Source organism: Bradyrhizobium sp. USDA 3650, assembly GCF_054057395.1.
In genome coordinates this window covers 2,977,899-2,996,358 of record NZ_JBSRZG010000001.1, presented here as the reverse complement: position 1 = coordinate 2,996,358, position 18,460 = coordinate 2,977,899, and the positions used below count along the sequence as shown (strand labels likewise).

Below are 18,460 nucleotides of genomic sequence, written 5' to 3'. Positions count from 1 at the left end.
GAATCAGTATGCATGTCGCGCTCGCGAGATGCCGCGACGCATGGTGTAATCGCATCATGGCGACGACGGCCGACACGCTTCCGGACGATCCCGGCACGCTCAAGGCGATGCTGCTGGCCGAACGGGCGCGCGCCGCGCGGCTTGAGCAGATCATCAAGGAGTTGCAGCGTCATCGCTTCGGCCGCCGGGCTGAGACGCTGCCGGAGGACCAGTTGCTGCTCGGCCTGGAGGAGGTCGAGCAGATCGAGGCGAGCAGTGATGCGGCGACCGATGCAGCCAATGCTGCCGAGCGATCGAGCCGAGCCGCACGGCGCCGCAGGAACAGAGGGGCGCTGCCGGCGCATCTGCCGCGGGTCGAGATGCTGATCGACCTCGACGATCACGCCTGCACGTGCTGTCAGCAGGCGCTGCACCGGATCGGCGAGGATGTGAGCGAACGACTGGATATCGTCCCGGCCCAGTTCCGAGTCCTGGTCGTAAGGCGGCCGAAGTATGCCTGCCGAGCCTGCGAGACCATGGTGCAGGCACCGGCGCCAGCGCGGCTGATCGAGGGCGGGCTACCCACCGAAGCCACCGTGGCGCAGGTACTCGTGGCCAAATATGCCGACCATCTGCCGCTGTATCGGCAGGCTCAAATTTACGCCCGCCAGGGCCTCGAACTGGATCGCTCGACCCTGGCCGATTGGGTCGGGCGGGCAGCCTTCCTGTTGCGGCCGGTGCATGAGCGACTGCTCGCGAGGCTGAAGCAGTCGACAAAGCTGTTTGCCGACGAGACCACCGCCCCGGTACTCGATCCCGGACGCGGTCGCACCAAGACCGGCCAGCTCTGGGCCTATGCCCGCGACGACCGGCCCTGGGGCGGCACGGACCCGCCCGCCGTCGCCTATGTCTACGCTCCAGATCGCAAGGCCGAACGGCCGATCGTCCACCTCGCGGGTTTTGCCGGCATCCTCCAGGTCGACGGCTATGCCGGCTATCGGGTCCTGGCCGAGCGCGGTGACGTAGAGCTGGCGTTCTGCTGGTCCCATGTGCGCCGGCGCTTCTACGAACTCGCCGCGGCCGGTCCCGCACCGATCGCCAGCGAGGCGCTCGAACGTATCGCCGGGCTCTACGTCATCGAAGCCGAGATCCGCGGCCGCACCGCTGACGAGCGTCGCGCCGTCCGCCAAGAGAAGAGCCGGCCGATCGCCGACGAGTTCGAACCCTGGCTGCGCGGCAAGCTTGGTCTGATTAGCCAGAAAACCAAACTCGCGGAGGCCATCCGATATGCGCTGTCGCGTTGGGACGGGCTGACGCGCTTCATTGCCGACGGCCGCATCGAGATCGATTCCAACGTCGTCGAGCGCGCTATCCGCCCAATCGCGCTCAACCGCAAGAACGCCCTGTTCGCTGGCTCGGACGGCGGCGGCGAACACTGGGCCGTCATCGCCTCACTGATCGAAACCTGCAAGCTCATCGGCGTCGAACCCCACGCCTATCTCGCCGACGTCATCACTCGCATCGTCAACGACCACCCGAACAGCCAGATCGACGAACTGCTACCCTGGGCCTATCTCGATACTCAAGAACGCTGGCGCGTGGCCTGAGAACATCGCTTACCAACAAGACGACCTGCTCGTCCTTGATTCGCCGGTTCACTCCAGTATTCATGAAGGAGCGCGAACGTGCCGAGCAACGTTTCGAATCAGTGCCCATAACAATCCGCAGGCTATCGAAAGCGGCAATTTGCGACTGGCGCCCGGCCGCAGGAGCCTGGCGGGTCTGGATCGTAGTCGAGAGCCTCTACAGCATGGATGGCGAAGTCGCACCGCTTGGAGACCTGCTCGGGATCGCGCACCTGCACGACGCGTTCATGGTTGTCGACGAAGCTCATGCAACGGGCGTTTACGGCGAGCAAGGGCGAGGGCTCACGGCGGCCTATGAAGGACGCGAGAATCTCCTCGTTGTTCATACCTGCGGTAAGGCGCTCGGAGCTTCCGGCGCGCTTGTCACTGCCACAGGCGTGCTGCGCACGATCAATCGCTGTCGCCCGTTCATCTTCGCGACCGCTCGGTCGCTGTTGATGGCGGTGGCCGTGCGGGAGTCTCTCTTGATCCTGCAGGGGGAGCCGGAGCGAAGAACGGTTGACGAAGCTGGTCGCGTTCTTGCATCGGGAGATGGCTGTGCGAGGCGAGAGAAGTCCTTCGAATTCGCAGATCCTGCCCTATATCGTTGGCGAGAATCGTTTTGAAGGGGAGACCGATAGCCAGCTGGTTGCACGGCTGAGGGGTCTTCCGGCCGATCGGATCGTTCCGGAGCGTTACCGCCTTAAAATACCCGCTTCCCCGCATCATTCGGCCGAGATAGACGGAATTCGCATCGACCCGGATTCGCTCATCGGGCCGCAGGCTGGGGAGCGACCGCTCGTCATCGAAGGCGCCGGCGGGCTGATGGTGCCGCTGAACCGTAGCCCACTCTACATCGACATCTTCGAGCGGTGGCGGCTTCCCGTCGTGCTCCGCGCCCGCACGCTACTCGGGACCATCAATCACTCCCTGCTGCCGATTGAGGCCTTGCGAAAGCGCCAGATCGACATTCTTGGGATCGCATTATCGGGGGAAAGAAATGCTGAAACTGAAAGCGCAATTTGTGACATCGCGCGGGTGCGTTGGTTAGGCCGGCTGCCCTGGATTTCTTCTCTGACGGCAGACAGCCTACGGTCGTCTTCAAAGACTCGTTCATTTCCAGCGACTTCCAGCCATGAAGCCAAACAACAGGTGGCCCATCTGGCATCCATTCGCGCAGCATGCGCTTCACAAGAGATGACCAAGGTTGTGCGTAGCGACGGTGCTTATCTCCACACTGCGGATGATCATCGAATCATAGATGCAGTCGCATCCTGGTGGGGTCGTCACTCACGGCCATTGCCATCCGCAGATCGTGAGCGCGATTCACGAATAGGCCGGCAAATTGAAGCGAGTCATTTTCGCCGGCTACACGCATGATCCGGCCGAGGAGGTCGCTCGGCTCCTTTTGAAACTCATAACCCAAGGCTTGGACCATGTGTTCTACTCGGACAGTGGCTCAGCCGCTTGAAGTCGCCCTTGAACATGGCACTCGGCTATTGGCACATTAGAGGCAAACAGGGAACACGCATCGTTGTCAAGCACTCCCATCACGGCGACACGTTCGGCGCGATGTCGATTGGTGCCCGCGGTGTCTTCAACGCGGCGTACGGACCGCTCCTGTTCGACCTGACCTCAATGCCATTCCCTGCGAGCGGTCGTGAGCAGGCAACGCTTGATGTGCTTGAATCAGCATGTCGGTACGAAAATCGCGCAGCCCTTATTGTCGAGCCTGGTGTTGAGGCAGGCGGAATGCTGAGGTACCCAACTTGGGTGCTAAGTGAGATGAAGCGGATCTGCGAGGCGTCGGACGTCCTGTTCATTGCCGATGAGGTCATGACGGGCTGGAGCCGCACCGGAACAATCTCGCCTGTGAGCAGGCCAATGTTGTGCCAGATAGAGCGTGCTATTCAAGGGCCTCACGGGAGGGGCGCTGCCGCTCGCTGTGACACTGTGCTGGCCAGGGATTTTCGATGCTCATTACTCGAAAGACCGTACGCACATTCCTTCACTCGAGTTCGTTCACGGCAAATCCGCTGGCCTGTGCCGCCGCCAAGGCTAACCTGGAACTGTGGAAAGACAGGTCAGACGCATTGCTGCGCTCGCAACCATGCAAGAGCAGGCAATTGAACCATTCCGCGGCGATCCGCGCTTTGCAAACGTTCGCCGTAGCGGCGCCATCACAGTGCACTCGATCTGAAGACGAAGGATACCGGCCATTGGCAGGCGTCGGCCCGAAGCTTCACGCCTTCTTTAGGAGTCTGAGTTGTCGTCGGCTTCCGGAACGAGTTGAGAGTGCCTTGCCATAAGGTGCCGAAATGGACGATGGTTACTCGCATGTTACGTTACTCTATGCCGACCGGCTCGGCCGGTGGACGCCGACGCCGCCCGATCGGGCTTCGAACGCTATTCCGGCGGCAGCACAAGGCGATGCCATCGCAACATCCTGCCGTACTCGGACGATCAAATGCATACAGCTAGTTCATTGCGGGTTTGGCTCGCGGGAGACCTGACCGCGGTGGCATTCCAAGGACGAGCTGAGACAGATATGGAATGCCGCGAACAGTCGAGCGGACCACTAGCGCGATCGCAACAATTGCCGCCCCGAGCAGACCCGCGATGATCAACTGGGTCGTGAGATCCCAAAGTTCTCCGAGCTGTATGAAATCCATTAGACGGAACACGGTACCCTGGACAAGGTAGAGCAGCAGCGTGGTCTGGCCCAACTCCATAGCTATAAAGCGGGCGATTCGGGTTGAGTGGCTAAAGCGCCAGCATTGCAGCAAGAGTTCGATGGCGATTGCTGAGGCAGCTGCAGCGCCAACAAACATCAGAAGCACGTCTTTGGCCGACCGAAAATCGTGAATTAGTCCAAGATTATTGTAGACATAAGTGTCCTTGCCCCAGGCTACAAAACATACGCAAGTCAAGACCGAGAGAAATAAAATCAAGAGCGGCTTGTGAGATCGCGATGTAGTCGTCCATCGTTCGTTCGATTGAGCAAACAAGAATCCCAAGCAGAAGAACGGGTAAGTGAACCTGATCAAGGGTGATATGGAGAACGTCAGAGGAACGAGTGCAATCAGTATCGCTGAGCCAGATATGACCAACGATCGGTGGCTCAGCCTGGTGAGTATCTTGATGAGAAGGTAAGAAACAAACGTGGCCCAGATGAACCAGTATGTGCCGGCAAGATCGTCTACAAATTCCAAAAGTCCGGTAGTTAGGCTGGTCGCGCGCCACAATGCCGCTGACTTAGCTGTCTCCATGAGCGCCCACCAAAACAGCATGGGCAGTAAGAGCTGCGTCGCACGGGCGATGGCGGCCTGAGTGAACGACTTCTGCAGCAACGATCGAGAAGAAAGATAGCCGCTTATCGCCATAAAGAGTGGCATGTGAAACATATAGATTGCTTTGTAGTACGGCGAATACCAAAAGCCGCCGTCTCGATAGATGACATACTGGATCAGGTGCCCAACGATTACCAAGACAATGAGCGCACCTTTCGCGAAATCTAAGCTCAGATCTCGATCGCTTGCCCCGGTCGTGCGCGAGCTCGGGGCCATTATTCCAGTCACGCGTTGCAATCTATCAAACATCTAGATATCTGTTGTTGATGAGCCGGCGGCCCGTTTGTCCGCTTCTTCTGCCTCATTTTTGGTTGAGACGAAAGGTGATGGTGGGAGTTTTTGGAAGGGCAACAAGCTCAACTGGTTAGGCCTTGAGGAACTAGCCGTGGGCCGAGCATCTCTGTACGCCTCAGCAAACTGTGCGGTAGAGAGCCGATATTTGGTTTGAGACGCTGGGCTAGCAGTGCGGGCACGGCATGCTAGTTGCAGACGCGGCTCTGGGAGGAAGACTGTCGCACTCAGTCTCCCACTCAGCCCGACGCATCTCGGACCCGGCAGATGCGTCGGGCTTCTTCGGTTCGCCCAGCATAGTCGACATTTGGTCCCGTCGACGCCGGGGTGATCAAGCTAACGGGGCGTCTGATAGCTGAACTCGATCACGCCAACTTGGGCTATGGCATCGGGCTGGGGGGCACACGGATATCGGTGCTCCGAGTTGTGGAGCGAAAGCCGAGGACCAACGCTTTTTGAATTGAGCTGCTCGTTCGGCTTCGTGCAACTCACGCCTGAACCGCGCTTGCCGTGACGACTTTTGTCGTAAAGCCGCCGCCGCAGTGATTGGTGCCGCATTTATGGTGTAAACGGCTCGGCTGGATCGCAGCTGCGGAATGTCTACGGTCCTGACAAAGTCCGCACCCGTGTGATGGACACGTGCTCATGAAAGCCAGGCGTGAAACGGGCTGCGCGTGTGGAGTACCATCTCTAGCTGAAGCTCGTCGCTTATGTGCATCCGGGGGAGGCCTGGTTGATCGTACTTGGGCGGATGACCAACTGCGTTCGAGCAACATGACCTAATGCTGCAAGGAGGCCAGATCTAACGCAGGAGTGCGTGAAAGAGCACGGTCAGATGGGCGTGCGCGACGTCGCCGAGGCAGGCTTCTCGATCAATATCAGCTGAGCTTGGCGTGGGGATGAGGCGGTAGATCGCAGCGGCGGGCGGACTCTCCTCACTTGTGGACTGGCTTAGATGCGATCGTCATTCAATAACTCGTCGCGCAGCACTTTGAAGGCCTACTACACCATTCGACTCCGCTCCGCCAACGAGGTCGCCTTCGGCGGACCTAGGGGGCTCCACACTCACGTGTTGCGGACCAAGCAGGGAGCAAGGCGTTCTTCGCGCACCAGCGACTCAGCGGATCACAAACAGCGCTGGCGTTCAGGCGTTAGCTCCACATTATTGCCTCACAACCCCTGACCGTTTCGGCGCGAAGCAAGGGCCGACGCCAGTGTCGTTGGCGGCGATGCTGTCGCTAGGACCAGTGTCTCTCGTGTGCCGGCAGGTTAGCTTGGTCGGGTCAACTTCAAGGTTTCAGTCAATGACTCCTCGAATATATCGAGCCCTTGTTCCAACGTTTCTTCGGCGATCGTAAGTGCAGGCAAGAACTTGACAACCTGATCCGTCGGTCCGCATCGCTCGATAATCAATCCCTTCACAAATGCTCTCCGTGACGTCGCCTCTGCGATCTCGCTCGTTTTGCAATCGAAGCCGCATACCATGCCGCGTCCACGAACGGCAAACTCGTTTCCGTGCTGATGCGCGATAGCATCGAGTCGACGCCGCATAAATGCACCCAAGCGTTGGATCTGTTGCGAGAACGTCTGGTTGCGCCAATACAGATCCAATGCCGCCTTGCCAGAAACGAGTGCAAGGTTGTTTCCGCGAAATGTTCCCGTATGCTCGCCTGGTTCCCATGCGTCGATCGCTTCCTTGATCAAGAGCATCGACAATGGCAAGCCGTAACCACTCAGCGATTTCGACATCACGACAATGTCTGGCGACAACGCAGCGAACTCGAAGCTGAAGAACTCACCTGTGCGACCACAGCCCATTTGGATATCGTCAACTATGAAAATAGCTCCGACCTCTTTTGCCAAAGCCTGCATTGACTGCAGCCATTCCTTGCCGGCGACGTTAATGCCTCCCTCTCCTTGCACGGTTTCGACGAGAATGGCGGCTGGAAGATCAGTACCACTGCTCTCGTCCATTAACACCTTTCGAACGTAATCCGCCGGACTGTACGAGGAGCCAAGATACCCATCATAGGGCATGAAAGTTGTGCCGGATAAGGGAATCCCGCTGGCTTTACGGTAAAAGCGGTTACCGCTCGCGGCTGTGGCTCCCAAGCTTTGGCCGTGATATCCGTTCGTGAAAGAAATGACGTTGTGACGCCCTGTGATTTTACGCGAGAGCTTTAGAGCTGCTTCAACGGCGTTAGCTCCTGTAGGCCCGGTGAATTGAAAGCGATAGGAAAGATTCCGTTCCCGAAGAATAACAGAGCTAAAGGTCTCCATGAATTCGACTTTTGCTGGAGTGGCCATGTCCAAGCCGTGGACGACCCCGTCCGACTCCAGATAGTCGCTGATTGCTGCTTTGATCTGCTGATTGTTGTGGCCATAGTTTAGCGTTCCAGCGCCAGACAGAAAGTCTATGACCTTTCGGCCGCCCTCTGTGAACATAATTGAACCGCGCGCCCCATTGAAGACAGCAGGAAAGGAACGTGAGTACGCACGCACATTGGACTCTAGCGTTTCAATTGTCTTCATTCGGCTCCCCTGTGTACTCCAACCATGCGGTCGTCGCGTCGACCAGACAATCTGCCCGATGAAACAACGCGGGCCAACATCGTGCAGGACTGGCAGGCCATACCGCGGGTTCCGCGCCTCTCGGCATCGTTTGGGTTGCGCGTAGCGCATCTAAAAATCAGCTCCAACGGGTTACCTGAGAACCAGGCGGAACAAAGCTACCATCTCTAGTAGCTTCGTCCCCATCCAGCGACGGCCCCCGTGTTAAGTCATCTTTCGCGAACGGGTTTACCTAGCCGCGCGGGAAGACGTTGCGCATGCGTGCGGTACCTTGCGTCAGGATACCGCGAGCCGGAAGCGACATGCTCAGGCCACGGTCTCAGGGACTAGAAGGACACGCCCGCCGCCCGACCGGTTTTGGCCTTGCGCTTGGTCGACACAATCGCCGGGCAGTCGTCGGCGTGGATGCGTTCGGCAGCAAAGGCATGGCTTGAGATCGAATCTGCCAGCGGCACTTGTGTTGCCATTCCAACGGATGCGTAAGCTTCCGGTGCTTCAGTCCGAAGAGTTGCTGGGATCGAACCGAATTTAGCGGATCTGGCGGTGCAAACCGTTGGATCCGCCAACATTCGATCTGCCAACATACGTCTTTGCGGCTTCTCGGAATTCCGCAGCGAACGTCTTGACAAACTCCGTGATGTTGGCCGCGATCGCCGCCTCCTTTTCCCCCAACTCGGCGACCGGACCCGTGGCGCTTTCGCGCCGAACTCAGCAATGGTTGTCGCACTCAAGATCGCGCGCTCCTGGGTTAACGCGACGAGCGCTTCGGCCTCGTCGGATTACGCGATCATACGAGAGGCATGTTGTCAGGGGCCCGAACTAGCAAGTGCTTCAACCAGACGTCAATCGCGCGTTGATCGACATCGTGAGCGCCGCGCGAGCGCGGCTTGGTCCAGATTGCTTGCCCCGCTTTCAGGCGTTTGTTCCGGGACGGTGCTCGCGGAGTACTTCATCGACGCAGGCCATCAACTCCAGAGCGGGAAACGGTTTAGCGAAAAAGCCGGTCACGCCGGCGCTCAAAGCGCGGGCTCGCGTGCGATCATCCGCGAAGGCAGTAATCAAAATGAATGGCGCAGCGTGGCCTTGGGCCCGCATCTGTTCTAAAAGTTCAAAGCCGCTCATCGTGGGCATCTGCACGTCTGCAATTACACAGGACGTGCTGTTCAATTGAGACGACTCCAGGAATTCCTCGGCCGAAGCAAACGTATGAACGATGTGGCCCTGTGATTTCAAGAGGTTGTTCAGCGCGACACGAATTGAAGGATCATCGTCGACAACGGAAATAGTGTTAGACAAGACCACCCGTCCTGGTTGGGCGAAGGCACTGGCCGAAGCATGGCGGCCAGCTGAAGGGTGCGCGTGTACGAAGAAATTGTAAAATCATACTTAGGTTTGTACTCTGAAACGGTCGGTCCCAATTCCCAGCCTCTCCGCCATTCTAATCAAATCGGCTAGTGATCGAGCACCCATCTTCTTCATCACGTGCCCCCGGTAGATTTTGACTGTAATCTCGGCAAGCCCGAGTTCCGCGGCTACCTGTTTGTTCAAGAGGCCCGTGGCGACCAGTCTCAAGACATCCTGCTCTCGTGGACTTAGAGCCTCGAACAAGGACTGCAGCTTCGTGACAACCTTGTCTATAGCTCGTCTCTTGCGATCCTGTTCGATCGCTGCGACCACTCCATCGAGCAGTTCCTGATCGCGAAACGGCTTGCCGAGAAAATCGATTGCTCCATTCTTCATCGCTTTGACGGTCATCGGAATATCGCCATGAGCGGTGATGAAAATAATGGGAATGTGAACCTTCAGTTTGGCTAATTCAATCTGGAGCTCCAGCCCGCTCAAGCCCGGCAGTCTGATATCAAGCACAAGGCAGCTGGGAACATCAGGAAGCTCGCTCTGGAGCAGTTCTTGGGCCGATCCGAAAGCAACAACGTCTAGACCGATCGAACGAAACAGGTTGACGAGCGATTCGCGCATTGAGAGGTCGTCGTCGACGACCAACACGCTCGGTCTCACCTCCGGCCCTTCGACAGTTGCGGCTTGCTTCCGCGGTTCAGAGCGCTTGGTCACGATAAAAGCCTCACTTTTGCAATCGTGGTAGAAGTTCCGTGGAGCCACGACCAAAGGTTGCTCGTGGCGGCCTTCTCAGGAGCTTTCGCGCAGTGCAAATCTCTGAGATCTTCCAGGTATGCGAACGGCCAGCCGTTTGCGTGCGTAAGACATTATCACGAAAGTCTAGCAAAAAGGGCCCGAGTGGTCGAGAACTGGCTTCCGTCTGTCCGCCGTCCCGTTGGAACGGCCCGGCGGCATTGATCAAATCAATCAGCAGCCAAGTTGAGGCGCTCGCTCTAGCTGGCGGCGGATGCCGCTTGGCATCCCCGTTCAGGCGCATGAGGCGTCGGCGGACTCTCGTTAAGCGGCCGGATCAAAATGCCCGCCGCCTCGGTAGCTGCACGCGGGGGCGCGAGCTGAGCGAATTGGGGCCAATGTGCCTGTGCATGCGCCGATCCCGCCGGCGTTGTTGAGATCGGCATGAGGCGTAGACTATCGCACCCGCAGCAAAGAAAATGGACATCAGAACGAGTAGCAGCGGCATCAGCACATAAATTCTTTTTTGCGTCGTCAGAGCGCCTGTGAGTTGCGTCTTTAGCGAGCTTGGGAAAGCACCTTGCATCGGTTTCGTACAACCTGACGCATGGTGCGATTCAAGTCCTTTCGGTCGTGCTTTGTAGGAAATGTAATCATCTCGAGCTGCGGGGGCGCCCACGTTCGTGCGTCCTGCCGATTGCTTCGCTGCTCGTATCCGAAGATGATGTGTGTAATTCAAATGGAGAGGGCGCATTCGCGGGATTGGCGGGCACCATAGGTGCGTATCGAGCACGCTGATTCGAAGCTTAGCTCCTCAATGCCGCAGTATAGGGCTGAAACTGGCTCGAGCGGTCCGCTTGGAGCAGCCGCCAACCGCCCACTAGCTCATCAATCTTCCGACGCAACTCATTAAGGCGGCCCGGCGCACTCCTTTGAGAAGAAGTGTGCCGGGTTCGCCCCACATCGCCAGTACATCCGTGGTGATGGTGTCCCAGATGATGTGACCCGCGTGGCAAAACCGAGACTCGTTTAGCAGCCAAAGTAGATGGTGACTCCCTGCTACTTCACACAGACGGGAAAGGCTTGAATCGTACGTAGGGTCACGTTGTACATGTCTTTTAGATTGATCGAGTTAGCATCTCTCGAGCCGACTAGGTGGAGTTCGTAGTTGGCAAGTTAGATCTGTCGCAGCGCGACTGGGACGAGAAGGCGTTCCGCTGTTCTCCAGTGGCTGGGATCTCCAGTCGGAGGGTTTCGGAAGCTTCATGCGGTGTTTGGAGTCGTCCGTTGGCCTGCGTCCTGGCCCCGGGTGGTCGAGCGTGAACGAGATCGTCTTAACGGCCCACTGTCGTGCTGACATTGCGGGGTTGTTCGCCAATCCAAGGCTGGTGGCCGGCCTTGGTCAGGGCAAGGAACACGTCGTTCAGGATCGCAGCCGTCTCCGTTCGAAAGGGCTATCGAAGAAGGGCTCGCTGGAACCCAGCTTGTAAGGAGCGTCGCTGGGTTTTAGGCAGCGCACCCATCTTCGTCGAGGAGATGACGGATCAAAGTATGTGCCGACCCGAGATTGCCCACAAAGCGAACCCTGTGCTCTCCTCATCCGAAGCCGGTGAACGCGCATTGCAAAACACCATTCGTCGGCGCAATCGACTTTCAGTACGATCCGTCCTGGCTTGCCTGGGAGCATGCGCTGCCCGTGTCGCTATCTCTGCTCTGCGTGAGGGACCGCTATATCGGTGCCGCTGTCGTCGCCGTTTCCGACAATCTCCTGCCCGACAGCATGCCCATCCGCCATCGTATGGCGGAGCGAGTCCACGCTCAGGGCATCGACGCTTACAACCTACTCATTGGTGTCGGACGGGACTGCGTCGGTCCATTGCAATTCCTGCCGGACGGCATCGAACCCGGCCGCTGCCGGGGCTGTTGACGGCAGACCCGTTGACGACGAGAATCGCCCCGCTTCTCGGCGACCTTTGCATCGGCTCTCCTTGAGCTTGGTGAGGACGAGGACTTTCGGATCTCGATCGCCGGCGCCCAGGAAAAGACCGCGCTCTTGTTCTGGAAAGGGCGTTGGTACAAGCCGCTGGCGACTACAGCCACGACGCACATTCTCAAACCGCGGATTGACCGACTACCGAACGGCCTCAATCTTTCCTACAGCGTCGAGAATGAGTTCTTCTGCCAGCTGACAGCAGCTCTCGGACTTCCGAGCGCCGCCATCGCGATCGAGGAGTTTGAAGGCAACCGTGTGCTCGTGGTTGAGAGGTTCGATCGCCGCTGGACCGGCGACAACCGTCCCCTACATTTGCCTCAAGAGGATTGCTGCCAGGCTTTGTCCGTGCCGCCGCCTTGAAATACGAATCAGAGGGCGGCCCGGTATTCCAGCTATCTTTAACCTTTTCGTGGCAACCCAGCGGCATCACGCAGTTTCGGGCGCTCCAGCCGGGCGAGTTGTTCCTCTTCAAAGTAGACGTGCCAAACAACTTCATTGTTAGTGGCGGCATTTTCGGCCACACGTCAATCGAGCCGCTGTCCTTGGCGTGGGAAGCCTTCGGCTTGAGTCGCTCTATCGCGAAGGACTCCTTCCGCGCCGGCGCGCTGCGTAGTCCGGAGCCGCCGCCCGGGCTCGAGCTGCGCGCAGGGCTGCGCTCGATCGACACGATCGGGCTCTAACATACAGCTTGCGTCCGTTATATTGTGCTTGCTGCGGGCTCTCTTTGGCGGCCATGATCCGGACCCTGCAGCGAATTTTGTGAAGTTCCTTCACAATGGCGCCTCTTATGTGTCAGATTTGGCGCGCGTCTTCTTAGTCTGGTCAGGCAAATGCCGCGCGCCCCTCCCAGCCGAAATGTGTTCGGCTCAAATCTCGACAACGACATCCAGCCCCTGTGGAGGGACGGAGGTCGTGTGTTCTGCCGTGCGTGGCGGCAAATCAACGGCAGCAAGGCTGTCGTGCTTCTCGTGCGGCCCACCGGGGAAGACCCCGCCACGATCGAGTGCCTCGCCCACGAGTATGAGCTGAGAGAGGAGCTAGATGAGGCATGGGCGGTGCGACCTCTGGAACTCATCCGGGAAGCTGGTCGTACCATGCTGGTCCTGGAGGATCCATGCGGCGAGCCGCTGCTAAACTTAGTTGGAGTCGGCATGGAGCCTCAGCGCTTCCTGCGCCTTGCTATTGGTGTCACGAGGTCCGTGGGCAAGCTCCACCGCCGCGGCTTAATCCACAAGGACCTGAAACCCGGTCACATTCTGGTCAATTGTCCTGACGAACAAGTGCGACTCACCGGATTCGGGCTGGCGTCCCGGCTTTCCCGCGAGCGGGTGCCGCTTGAGCCTGCCGAGTTCATCGCCGGCTCGCTGCCCTACATGGCGCCCGAGCAGACCGGACGAATGAATCGCTCGGTCGACTCTCGCAGTGATCTCTATTCACTTGGGGTGATATTCTACCAGATGCTGACCGGCGCGCTGCCGTTCACGGGCTCAGACCCGTTGGAGTGGATTCATTGTCATATTGCAAGAAAAGCAACACCGCCCCTCGAGAAATCGCAAAATGTCCCGGAGCCAATCTCTCACATTGCGATGAAACTCCTCGCGAAAACCGCCGAGGAACGCTACCAGACTGCCGCTGGCCTTGAACACGATCTGCAACACTGTCTGGCAGCATGGGCCAACCATGGTCGCATCGAGCCTTTTGAACTTGGCGCAGACGACACACCTGATCGGTTGATCGTCCCCGAGAAGCTCTATGGGAGAGCCCGCGAGATCGAGACCTTGCTTGGCTCTTTCGATCGAGCGGTGAAGAGCGGCGCGCCGAGGTTGGTGCTGGTTGCCGGTTATTCCGGCATCGGTAAGTCTTCGCTCGTCCAGGAGCTACACAAAGTACTCGTGCCCTATCGCGGGCTCTTGGCATCAGGCAAATTCGACCAAGTGAAGCGCGATGTGCCATATGCGACACTAGTGCAGACCTTTCAGAGCCTTGTGCGTCCTCTTCTCAGCAAAAGTGAGGGCGAACTCGCGACTTGGCGGCAGGCGTTCCGGGAGGCGCTCGGTGGGAATGGACGGCTGATGGTCGAATTGATCCCCGATTTGAGCCTTGTTATCGGCGAGCAGCCCGCGGTTGCTGAGCTTCCAGCTCGCCAAGCGCAAATCCGTTTCCAGCTCGTGTTTCGTCGCTTTATTGGCGTGTTCGCCCGGCGAACCCATCCATTGGTGCTCTTCCTCGATGATTTGCAGTGGTATGACGCCGCAACACTCGACCTGATCGAGGATCTGCTGACCCAGCCGGATCTGCACCTGCTGCTTATTGGAGCTTACCGCAGCAACGAAGTTGATGCAGATCATCCGCTCAAACGCAAGCTCGAGTCCATCGGGAGAGCCGGCCTAAATCTACAGGAGATCACGCTATCGCCGCTCAGCGCAGACGACGTCGGGCAGTTGGTTGCGCATACCCTTCGCTGCGGACCAAAACGCGCTGCCCCGCTTGCGAAGTTGGTGCATCAGAAGACGATGGGCAATCCGTTCTTCGCCGTTCAATTCTTGTCTGAACTAGCCGGAGAGCAGCTGTTGACGTTCGATCACGTGTCGGCGCGCTGGCGTTGGGATCTGCAGCAAATTCACGCAAAAGCGTACACCGAGAACGTCGTCGATCTGATGCTCGGCAAGCTCATCCGGCTGCCCAAGGAAACGCAGGAAGCGCTGCAACAGCTGGCCTGTTTCGGCAACATCGCCGGGACGGCGGAGCTTGCGATTGTGCTCGAAATTCCAGAGGAGCAAGTGCACGCGACCGTGTGGCCGGCAATCCGGCAGGAACTGATCGTGCGGCATGGGACAGCCTACCGCTTTGTCCACGATCGCGTTCAAGAGGCGGCCTACTTGCTGATGCCGGAATCCTCGCGCGCTCCTTCCCATCTGCGGATCGGTCGGATGCTCGCGGCACACATCCCTGCGCACAAACGCGAAGAGGCCATCTTCGACATTGTCAGTCAGCTCAATCGAGGCGTCGCGCTCATCGCTTCCGATCAGGAGCGAGAGCAGCTCGCCGAGTTGAACTTGATCGCAGGGCAGCGTGCCAAGGCCTCGGCGGCCTACGCCTCGGCGCTAGCATATTTCACCGTCGGTGCTGCGCTGCTCGCGCCCAATTTTTGGCAAAGGCGCCGCGAGCTCGCGTTCGCACTCGAGACCAGCCGGGCCGAATGCGAATTCTTGGTAGGCCAGCTGGAGATTGCAGAGCGTCTCTTGTCCGCACTGTCGAAGCGAGCTTTGAACGGGCCACAACGAGCAACGGTCGCATGTTTGCGGGTCGATCTTTACTTGACGCTGGGTCAGCACGGCCGGGCAGTGCTCATAGGTCTCGAATATCTTCGCGACGTCGGGATCGAGTGGTCGCAGCGTCCGACGGACCATGAAATGCTGGCCGAATATCAGCGGATGTGGTCACAGCTGCCCGACGCAATCGAGGATCTTGCTGGTTTGCCTCGAATGACAGACCAGGCCAAGCTTGCCACGCTCGCCGTGTTGACGCGGATTCTTCCGGCTGCAGGTTTCACAGACGCCAATTTATCCGCTTTAGTGATCTGCCGAGCGGTCAGCATCAGCCTCGAATACGGCAACACTGATGCTTCCTGCGCCCATTACGCATGGTTAGGCCGAATCTCGGCCGGACGCTTCGGTGACTACCAAGCGGCCGATAAATTTGGTCGTCTTGCTTGCGATCTGGCTGATCGCGGCGAGTTCTCTCGTTTTCGGGCTCACGTCTATTTGGCCGTCGGAGCCACCGTGATCCCGTGGACGAAGCCGCTTAGAGACGGCCGAGTTTTGATCCGGCGAGCCCTCGAAGCCGCGGTCAGTAGCGGTGATGTCATCTATGAGGCGTACAGTTCGGTCCATCTAACCGGAAGTATGATGATGGCCGGAGATCACCTGAAAGAGGTACAGAACGAGTTAGAGAAAAGCGCTGCTACGATCCGGAACAGAAAGGTACAATTTGCTGCTGAGGCGGTAGCCGCTCAGCTCGCAATCGTCAGAACCATGCGCGGCCTCACGCGCTCGCTCGGTTGCTTCGACGACCAACAATTTGACGAGCTAGACGTTGAACGATCGTTGGCGGGAAGTCCGGAGTCACCTAGCGAAACCGTTTACTGGATCCGCAAACTTCAGGCGCGCTTCCTATCCGGCGATTATGCTGCGGCTGTTGAGGCTCGCTCGAAGGCCGAGCCCAAACTATGGACCATACCAACAGAGCCCTTGACCGCGGAGTTTCACTTTTATGGTGCGCTGTCTCACTCGTGTTATTGCGACAGGCTGGGCGAAGGCGAACAACAGCCACACCGAGATGTCATTGATGCTCATTACAGGCAACTGCAGACATGGGCGACGAATTGCCCCGACAACTTCGAGAATCGGGCTGCCTTGGTCGGCGCTGAAATTGCGAGGTTAGAATGCCGGGATGCAGACGCAATGCGACTGTACGAACACTCGATCCAAACCGCAGGACGTAACGGTTTCCCCCACCACGAGGGGATCGCTTGTGAACTTGCAGCGCGCTTTTATGCTGCACGCGGTTTTGCCAGGATCTCCCGGGTTTACCTGCAGGACGCGCGGCGCGGCTACCTTCGTTGGGGAGCGGATGGTAAGGTGCGTCAACTCGAGGAGCTGCATCCGCATCTCATGCATCAGGAGCCCCCGCTTGCCGTGAATGGCATGACGATCGGAGCTCCGGTTGAGCAACTTGATCTGGCGACGGTGATCAAAGTGTCGCAGGCGATTTCCGGCGAGATTGTGCTTCAGAAGCTAATTGACAAGCTTATGCGGACTACCATTGAGCAGGCCGGCGCCGAAAGAGGTGTGTTGATTCTGCTGCATGGCGACGAGCCACGGATCGAAGCGGAAGGCAAAACGGTAGCAGATGCGCTCGTTATAAAGGTGGATGAACAGCCCGTAACTCCGATGGCTCTTCCCGAATCCGTGCTGCAATTCGTGCTACGTGTCCGCGAAAACGTGGTTCTCGAAGACGCTGTCGTCCAGCCTTCATTTGCCGAAGATCCTTATATCCGCGAGCGCAAAGCGCGTTCTATTCTTTGCCTGCCACTCATCACGCAGGGCAAGCTGATCGGCGTACTTTATCTGGAGAATAATCTCGCCCCGCGCATATTCTCGGCTGCCCGAACATCAATGCAGAAAATGCTTGCCTCTCAAGCTGCAACAGCGCTCGAAAACAGCCGGTTGTACAGCGAAGTTCAGCAACGGGAGGCGAAAATCCGGCGCTTGCTCGACGCTAACATCATCGGAATCTTTATCATTCACGAAGGGGGCGAGATCATCGAAGCAAATCAAGCCTTCCTCACGATGGTTGGATACGAGCAAGAAGATCTCCTCGCAGGCCGAGTGAACGGTCTCGATCTGACGCCTCCAGAATGGCACGAGCGCACAATGGATGCTCACACAGAAGCAAAAAGGACCGGAGCTGTTCAGCAGTTCGAGAAAGAGTATGTTCGGAAGGATGGCAGTCGCGTGCCAGTGCTCATTGGCCTCGCCGTGTTCGATGCGCGAGAGGACCAAGGTGTTGGCTTCGTCCTGGACCTGACAGAACGAAAGAGAGCGGAAGCGGAGGCCCGCGAAAGCGAACGGCGCTATCGCGAGACTCTGATGGGCCTTGCACATGCCAATCGGATCACGACAATGGGACATCTGGCCGCCTCGATCGCGCATGAGGTGAACCAGCCGATTGCCGCGATCAGCAGTAATGCGGGGGCGGGGCTAAATTGGCTCGGTGCTCAACCGCCAAATCTGGAAGAGGTTCGGCAGACCTTCGGTTTGATTGTTCGTGACAGTATGCGCGCAGGAAACGTGATCCGTCGGATCCGCGCTCTTATGAACAAAGCGCCCATGCAAACCGAGCTTCTTGCAATTGACGAATTGATCTTAGAGGTGTTGGCCCTAGTCCGCGCGGAACTTGCACAAAATGACGTGTGGGTGCAAACCCGAAGGCCTGAGGCTTTGCCGCTCGTTCGGGCAGATCGCGTTCAGGTACGGCAGGTGATTCTCAATCTGATCACGAATGCCATCGAGGCTATGAGCGAGATCAACGAAGGCGAACGCGAATTACTGATCACGACGCGCACAGATGGCTCGAATAATGTATTGGTCAGCTTTCGGGATACAGGTCCAGGACTCGATCCAAACAGCGCAGACCGTATGTTCGAGGCGTTCTACACCACCAAGTCAGAAGGCATGGGCATGGGGCTGGCCATTTGCCATTCCATTATTGAGGCGCATGGGGGCCGGATCTGGGCGGGCGCCAATGATCCTCACGGGGCCTTCTTTCAGTTCAGCATACCCGTTGCGCCGGAGGGCGTCGAGCAGGCGAAACAGGTCTCTTGGACGCCTTAGGCCGAATTCGAGGTCGAGCAGGTGGTCCGGGAGCCCCGATCATTGTGACAGAAGTGAGCTGCGCGACCTTGCAAATGTGAGACATTCGCGTTTCTTGCTGCCCGTCGGGAGTGTGCGCGACCGCAGATTGTCGTGAAGTGTCAGAGAGTCTGCAATCTGACCGCAATG

Annotated in this window: 11 protein-coding genes and 2 pseudogenes; 8 read left to right on the top strand and 5 right to left on the bottom strand. The window is 58.2% G+C overall.

Going from position 1 to position 18,460, the window contains the following annotated elements:
- Nucleotides 1-56: 56 nt before the first annotated feature.
- The 4 genes and pseudogenes from tnpC to ACVIN2_RS13930 all read left to right on the top strand — a co-directional run.
- Nucleotides 57-1,586, top strand: coding sequence for an IS66 family transposase (tnpC, locus tag ACVIN2_RS13945; RefSeq protein ID WP_456766024.1), 1,530 nt, complete (start codon nt 57-59; stop codon nt 1,584-1,586).
- A 35-nt stretch (nt 1,587-1,621) separates the two neighbouring features.
- On the top strand, nt 1,622-2,230 hold the full coding sequence (locus ACVIN2_RS13940; RefSeq protein ID WP_456766023.1) for an aminotransferase class I/II-fold pyridoxal phosphate-dependent enzyme: 609 nt from the start codon (nt 1,622-1,624) through the stop codon (nt 2,228-2,230).
- Nucleotides 2,231-2,237: 7 nt separating this feature from the next.
- A pseudogene (gene bioD, locus ACVIN2_RS13935) lies at nt 2,238-2,743 on the top strand (ATP-dependent dethiobiotin synthetase BioD); the annotation flags it as partial.
- Nucleotides 2,740-3,862, top strand: a pseudogene (locus tag ACVIN2_RS13930) (aminotransferase class III-fold pyridoxal phosphate-dependent enzyme); the annotation flags it as partial. The pseudogenes bioD and ACVIN2_RS13930, both read left to right, overlap by 4 nt.
- A 219-nt stretch (nt 3,863-4,081) precedes the next feature.
- On the opposite strand, the gene nolL reads toward ACVIN2_RS13930, so the two are convergent.
- From nolL to ACVIN2_RS13905, 5 genes are all read right to left on the bottom strand, one after another.
- The gene (nolL, locus tag ACVIN2_RS13925) at nt 4,082-5,203 is read right to left on the bottom strand and encodes a nodulation factor fucose acetyltransferase NolL (RefSeq protein ID WP_456766022.1); all 1,122 of its coding nucleotides are present in this window, start codon (nt 5,201-5,203) and stop codon (nt 4,082-4,084) included.
- Nucleotides 5,204-6,514: 1,311 nt separating this feature from the next.
- Nucleotides 6,515-7,777, bottom strand: coding sequence for a diaminobutyrate--2-oxoglutarate transaminase (gene ectB / locus ACVIN2_RS13920; protein ID WP_231189061.1), 1,263 nt, complete (start codon nt 7,775-7,777; stop codon nt 6,515-6,517).
- Nucleotides 7,778-8,142: 365 nt separating this feature from the next.
- Nucleotides 8,143-8,283: a hypothetical protein gene (locus tag ACVIN2_RS13915; protein ID WP_158091512.1), complete on the bottom strand. Its 141-nt coding sequence runs from the start codon at nt 8,281-8,283 to the stop codon at nt 8,143-8,145.
- Between the two features lie 445 nt (nt 8,284-8,728).
- On the bottom strand, nt 8,729-9,118 hold the full coding sequence (locus ACVIN2_RS13910; protein WP_007600141.1) for a response regulator transcription factor: 390 nt from the start codon (nt 9,116-9,118) through the stop codon (nt 8,729-8,731).
- A gap of 84 nt (nt 9,119-9,202) precedes the next feature.
- Complete coding sequence (locus ACVIN2_RS13905; RefSeq protein WP_088941395.1) at nt 9,203-9,832, bottom strand: response regulator transcription factor; 630 nt, start codon at nt 9,830-9,832, stop codon at nt 9,203-9,205.
- 1,681 nt (nt 9,833-11,513) lie between these two features.
- Here ACVIN2_RS13905 and ACVIN2_RS13900 point away from each other — a divergent pair.
- The 4 genes from ACVIN2_RS13900 to ACVIN2_RS13885 all read left to right on the top strand — a co-directional run bounded on the left by ACVIN2_RS13900 (nt 11,514) and on the right by ACVIN2_RS13885 (nt 18,292).
- Entirely contained in the window at nt 11,514-11,831 is a 318-nt protein-coding gene (locus ACVIN2_RS13900) for a HipA N-terminal domain-containing protein (RefSeq protein WP_456766021.1), read from the top strand.
- 126 nt (nt 11,832-11,957) lie between these two features.
- Entirely contained in the window at nt 11,958-12,257 is a 300-nt protein-coding gene (locus tag ACVIN2_RS13895) for a HipA domain-containing protein (RefSeq protein ID WP_246648954.1), read from the top strand.
- A complete protein-coding gene (locus ACVIN2_RS13890) occupies nt 12,254-12,577 on the top strand; it encodes a hypothetical protein (protein ID WP_231189043.1) in 324 nt (107 codons plus the stop codon). The genes ACVIN2_RS13895 and ACVIN2_RS13890 overlap by 4 nt, the downstream gene beginning before the upstream one ends.
- A 150-nt stretch (nt 12,578-12,727) precedes the next feature.
- On the top strand, nt 12,728-18,292 hold the full coding sequence (locus ACVIN2_RS13885; protein ID WP_456766020.1) for a trifunctional serine/threonine-protein kinase/ATP-binding protein/sensor histidine kinase: 5,565 nt from the start codon (nt 12,728-12,730) through the stop codon (nt 18,290-18,292).
- Nucleotides 18,293-18,460 lie beyond the last annotated feature (168 nt).

Excerpts from the sequence above, each read along its gene's own strand:
- nolL (WP_456766022.1), bottom strand. The coding sequence starts at position 5,203 with ATGTTTGATAGATTGCAACGCGTGACTGGAATAATGGCCCCGAGCTCG.
- ACVIN2_RS13885 (WP_456766020.1), top strand. The coding sequence starts at position 12,728 with ATGCCGCGCGCCCCTCCCAGCCGAAATGTGTTCGGCTCAAATCTCGAC.
- tnpC (WP_456766024.1), top strand. The coding sequence starts at position 57 with ATGGCGACGACGGCCGACACGCTTCCGGACGATCCCGGCACGCTCAAG.
- ACVIN2_RS13915 (WP_158091512.1), bottom strand. The coding sequence starts at position 8,283 with ATGGCAACACAAGTGCCGCTGGCAGATTCGATCTCAAGCCATGCCTTT.
- ectB (WP_231189061.1), bottom strand. The coding sequence starts at position 7,777 with ATGAAGACAATTGAAACGCTAGAGTCCAATGTGCGTGCGTACTCACGT.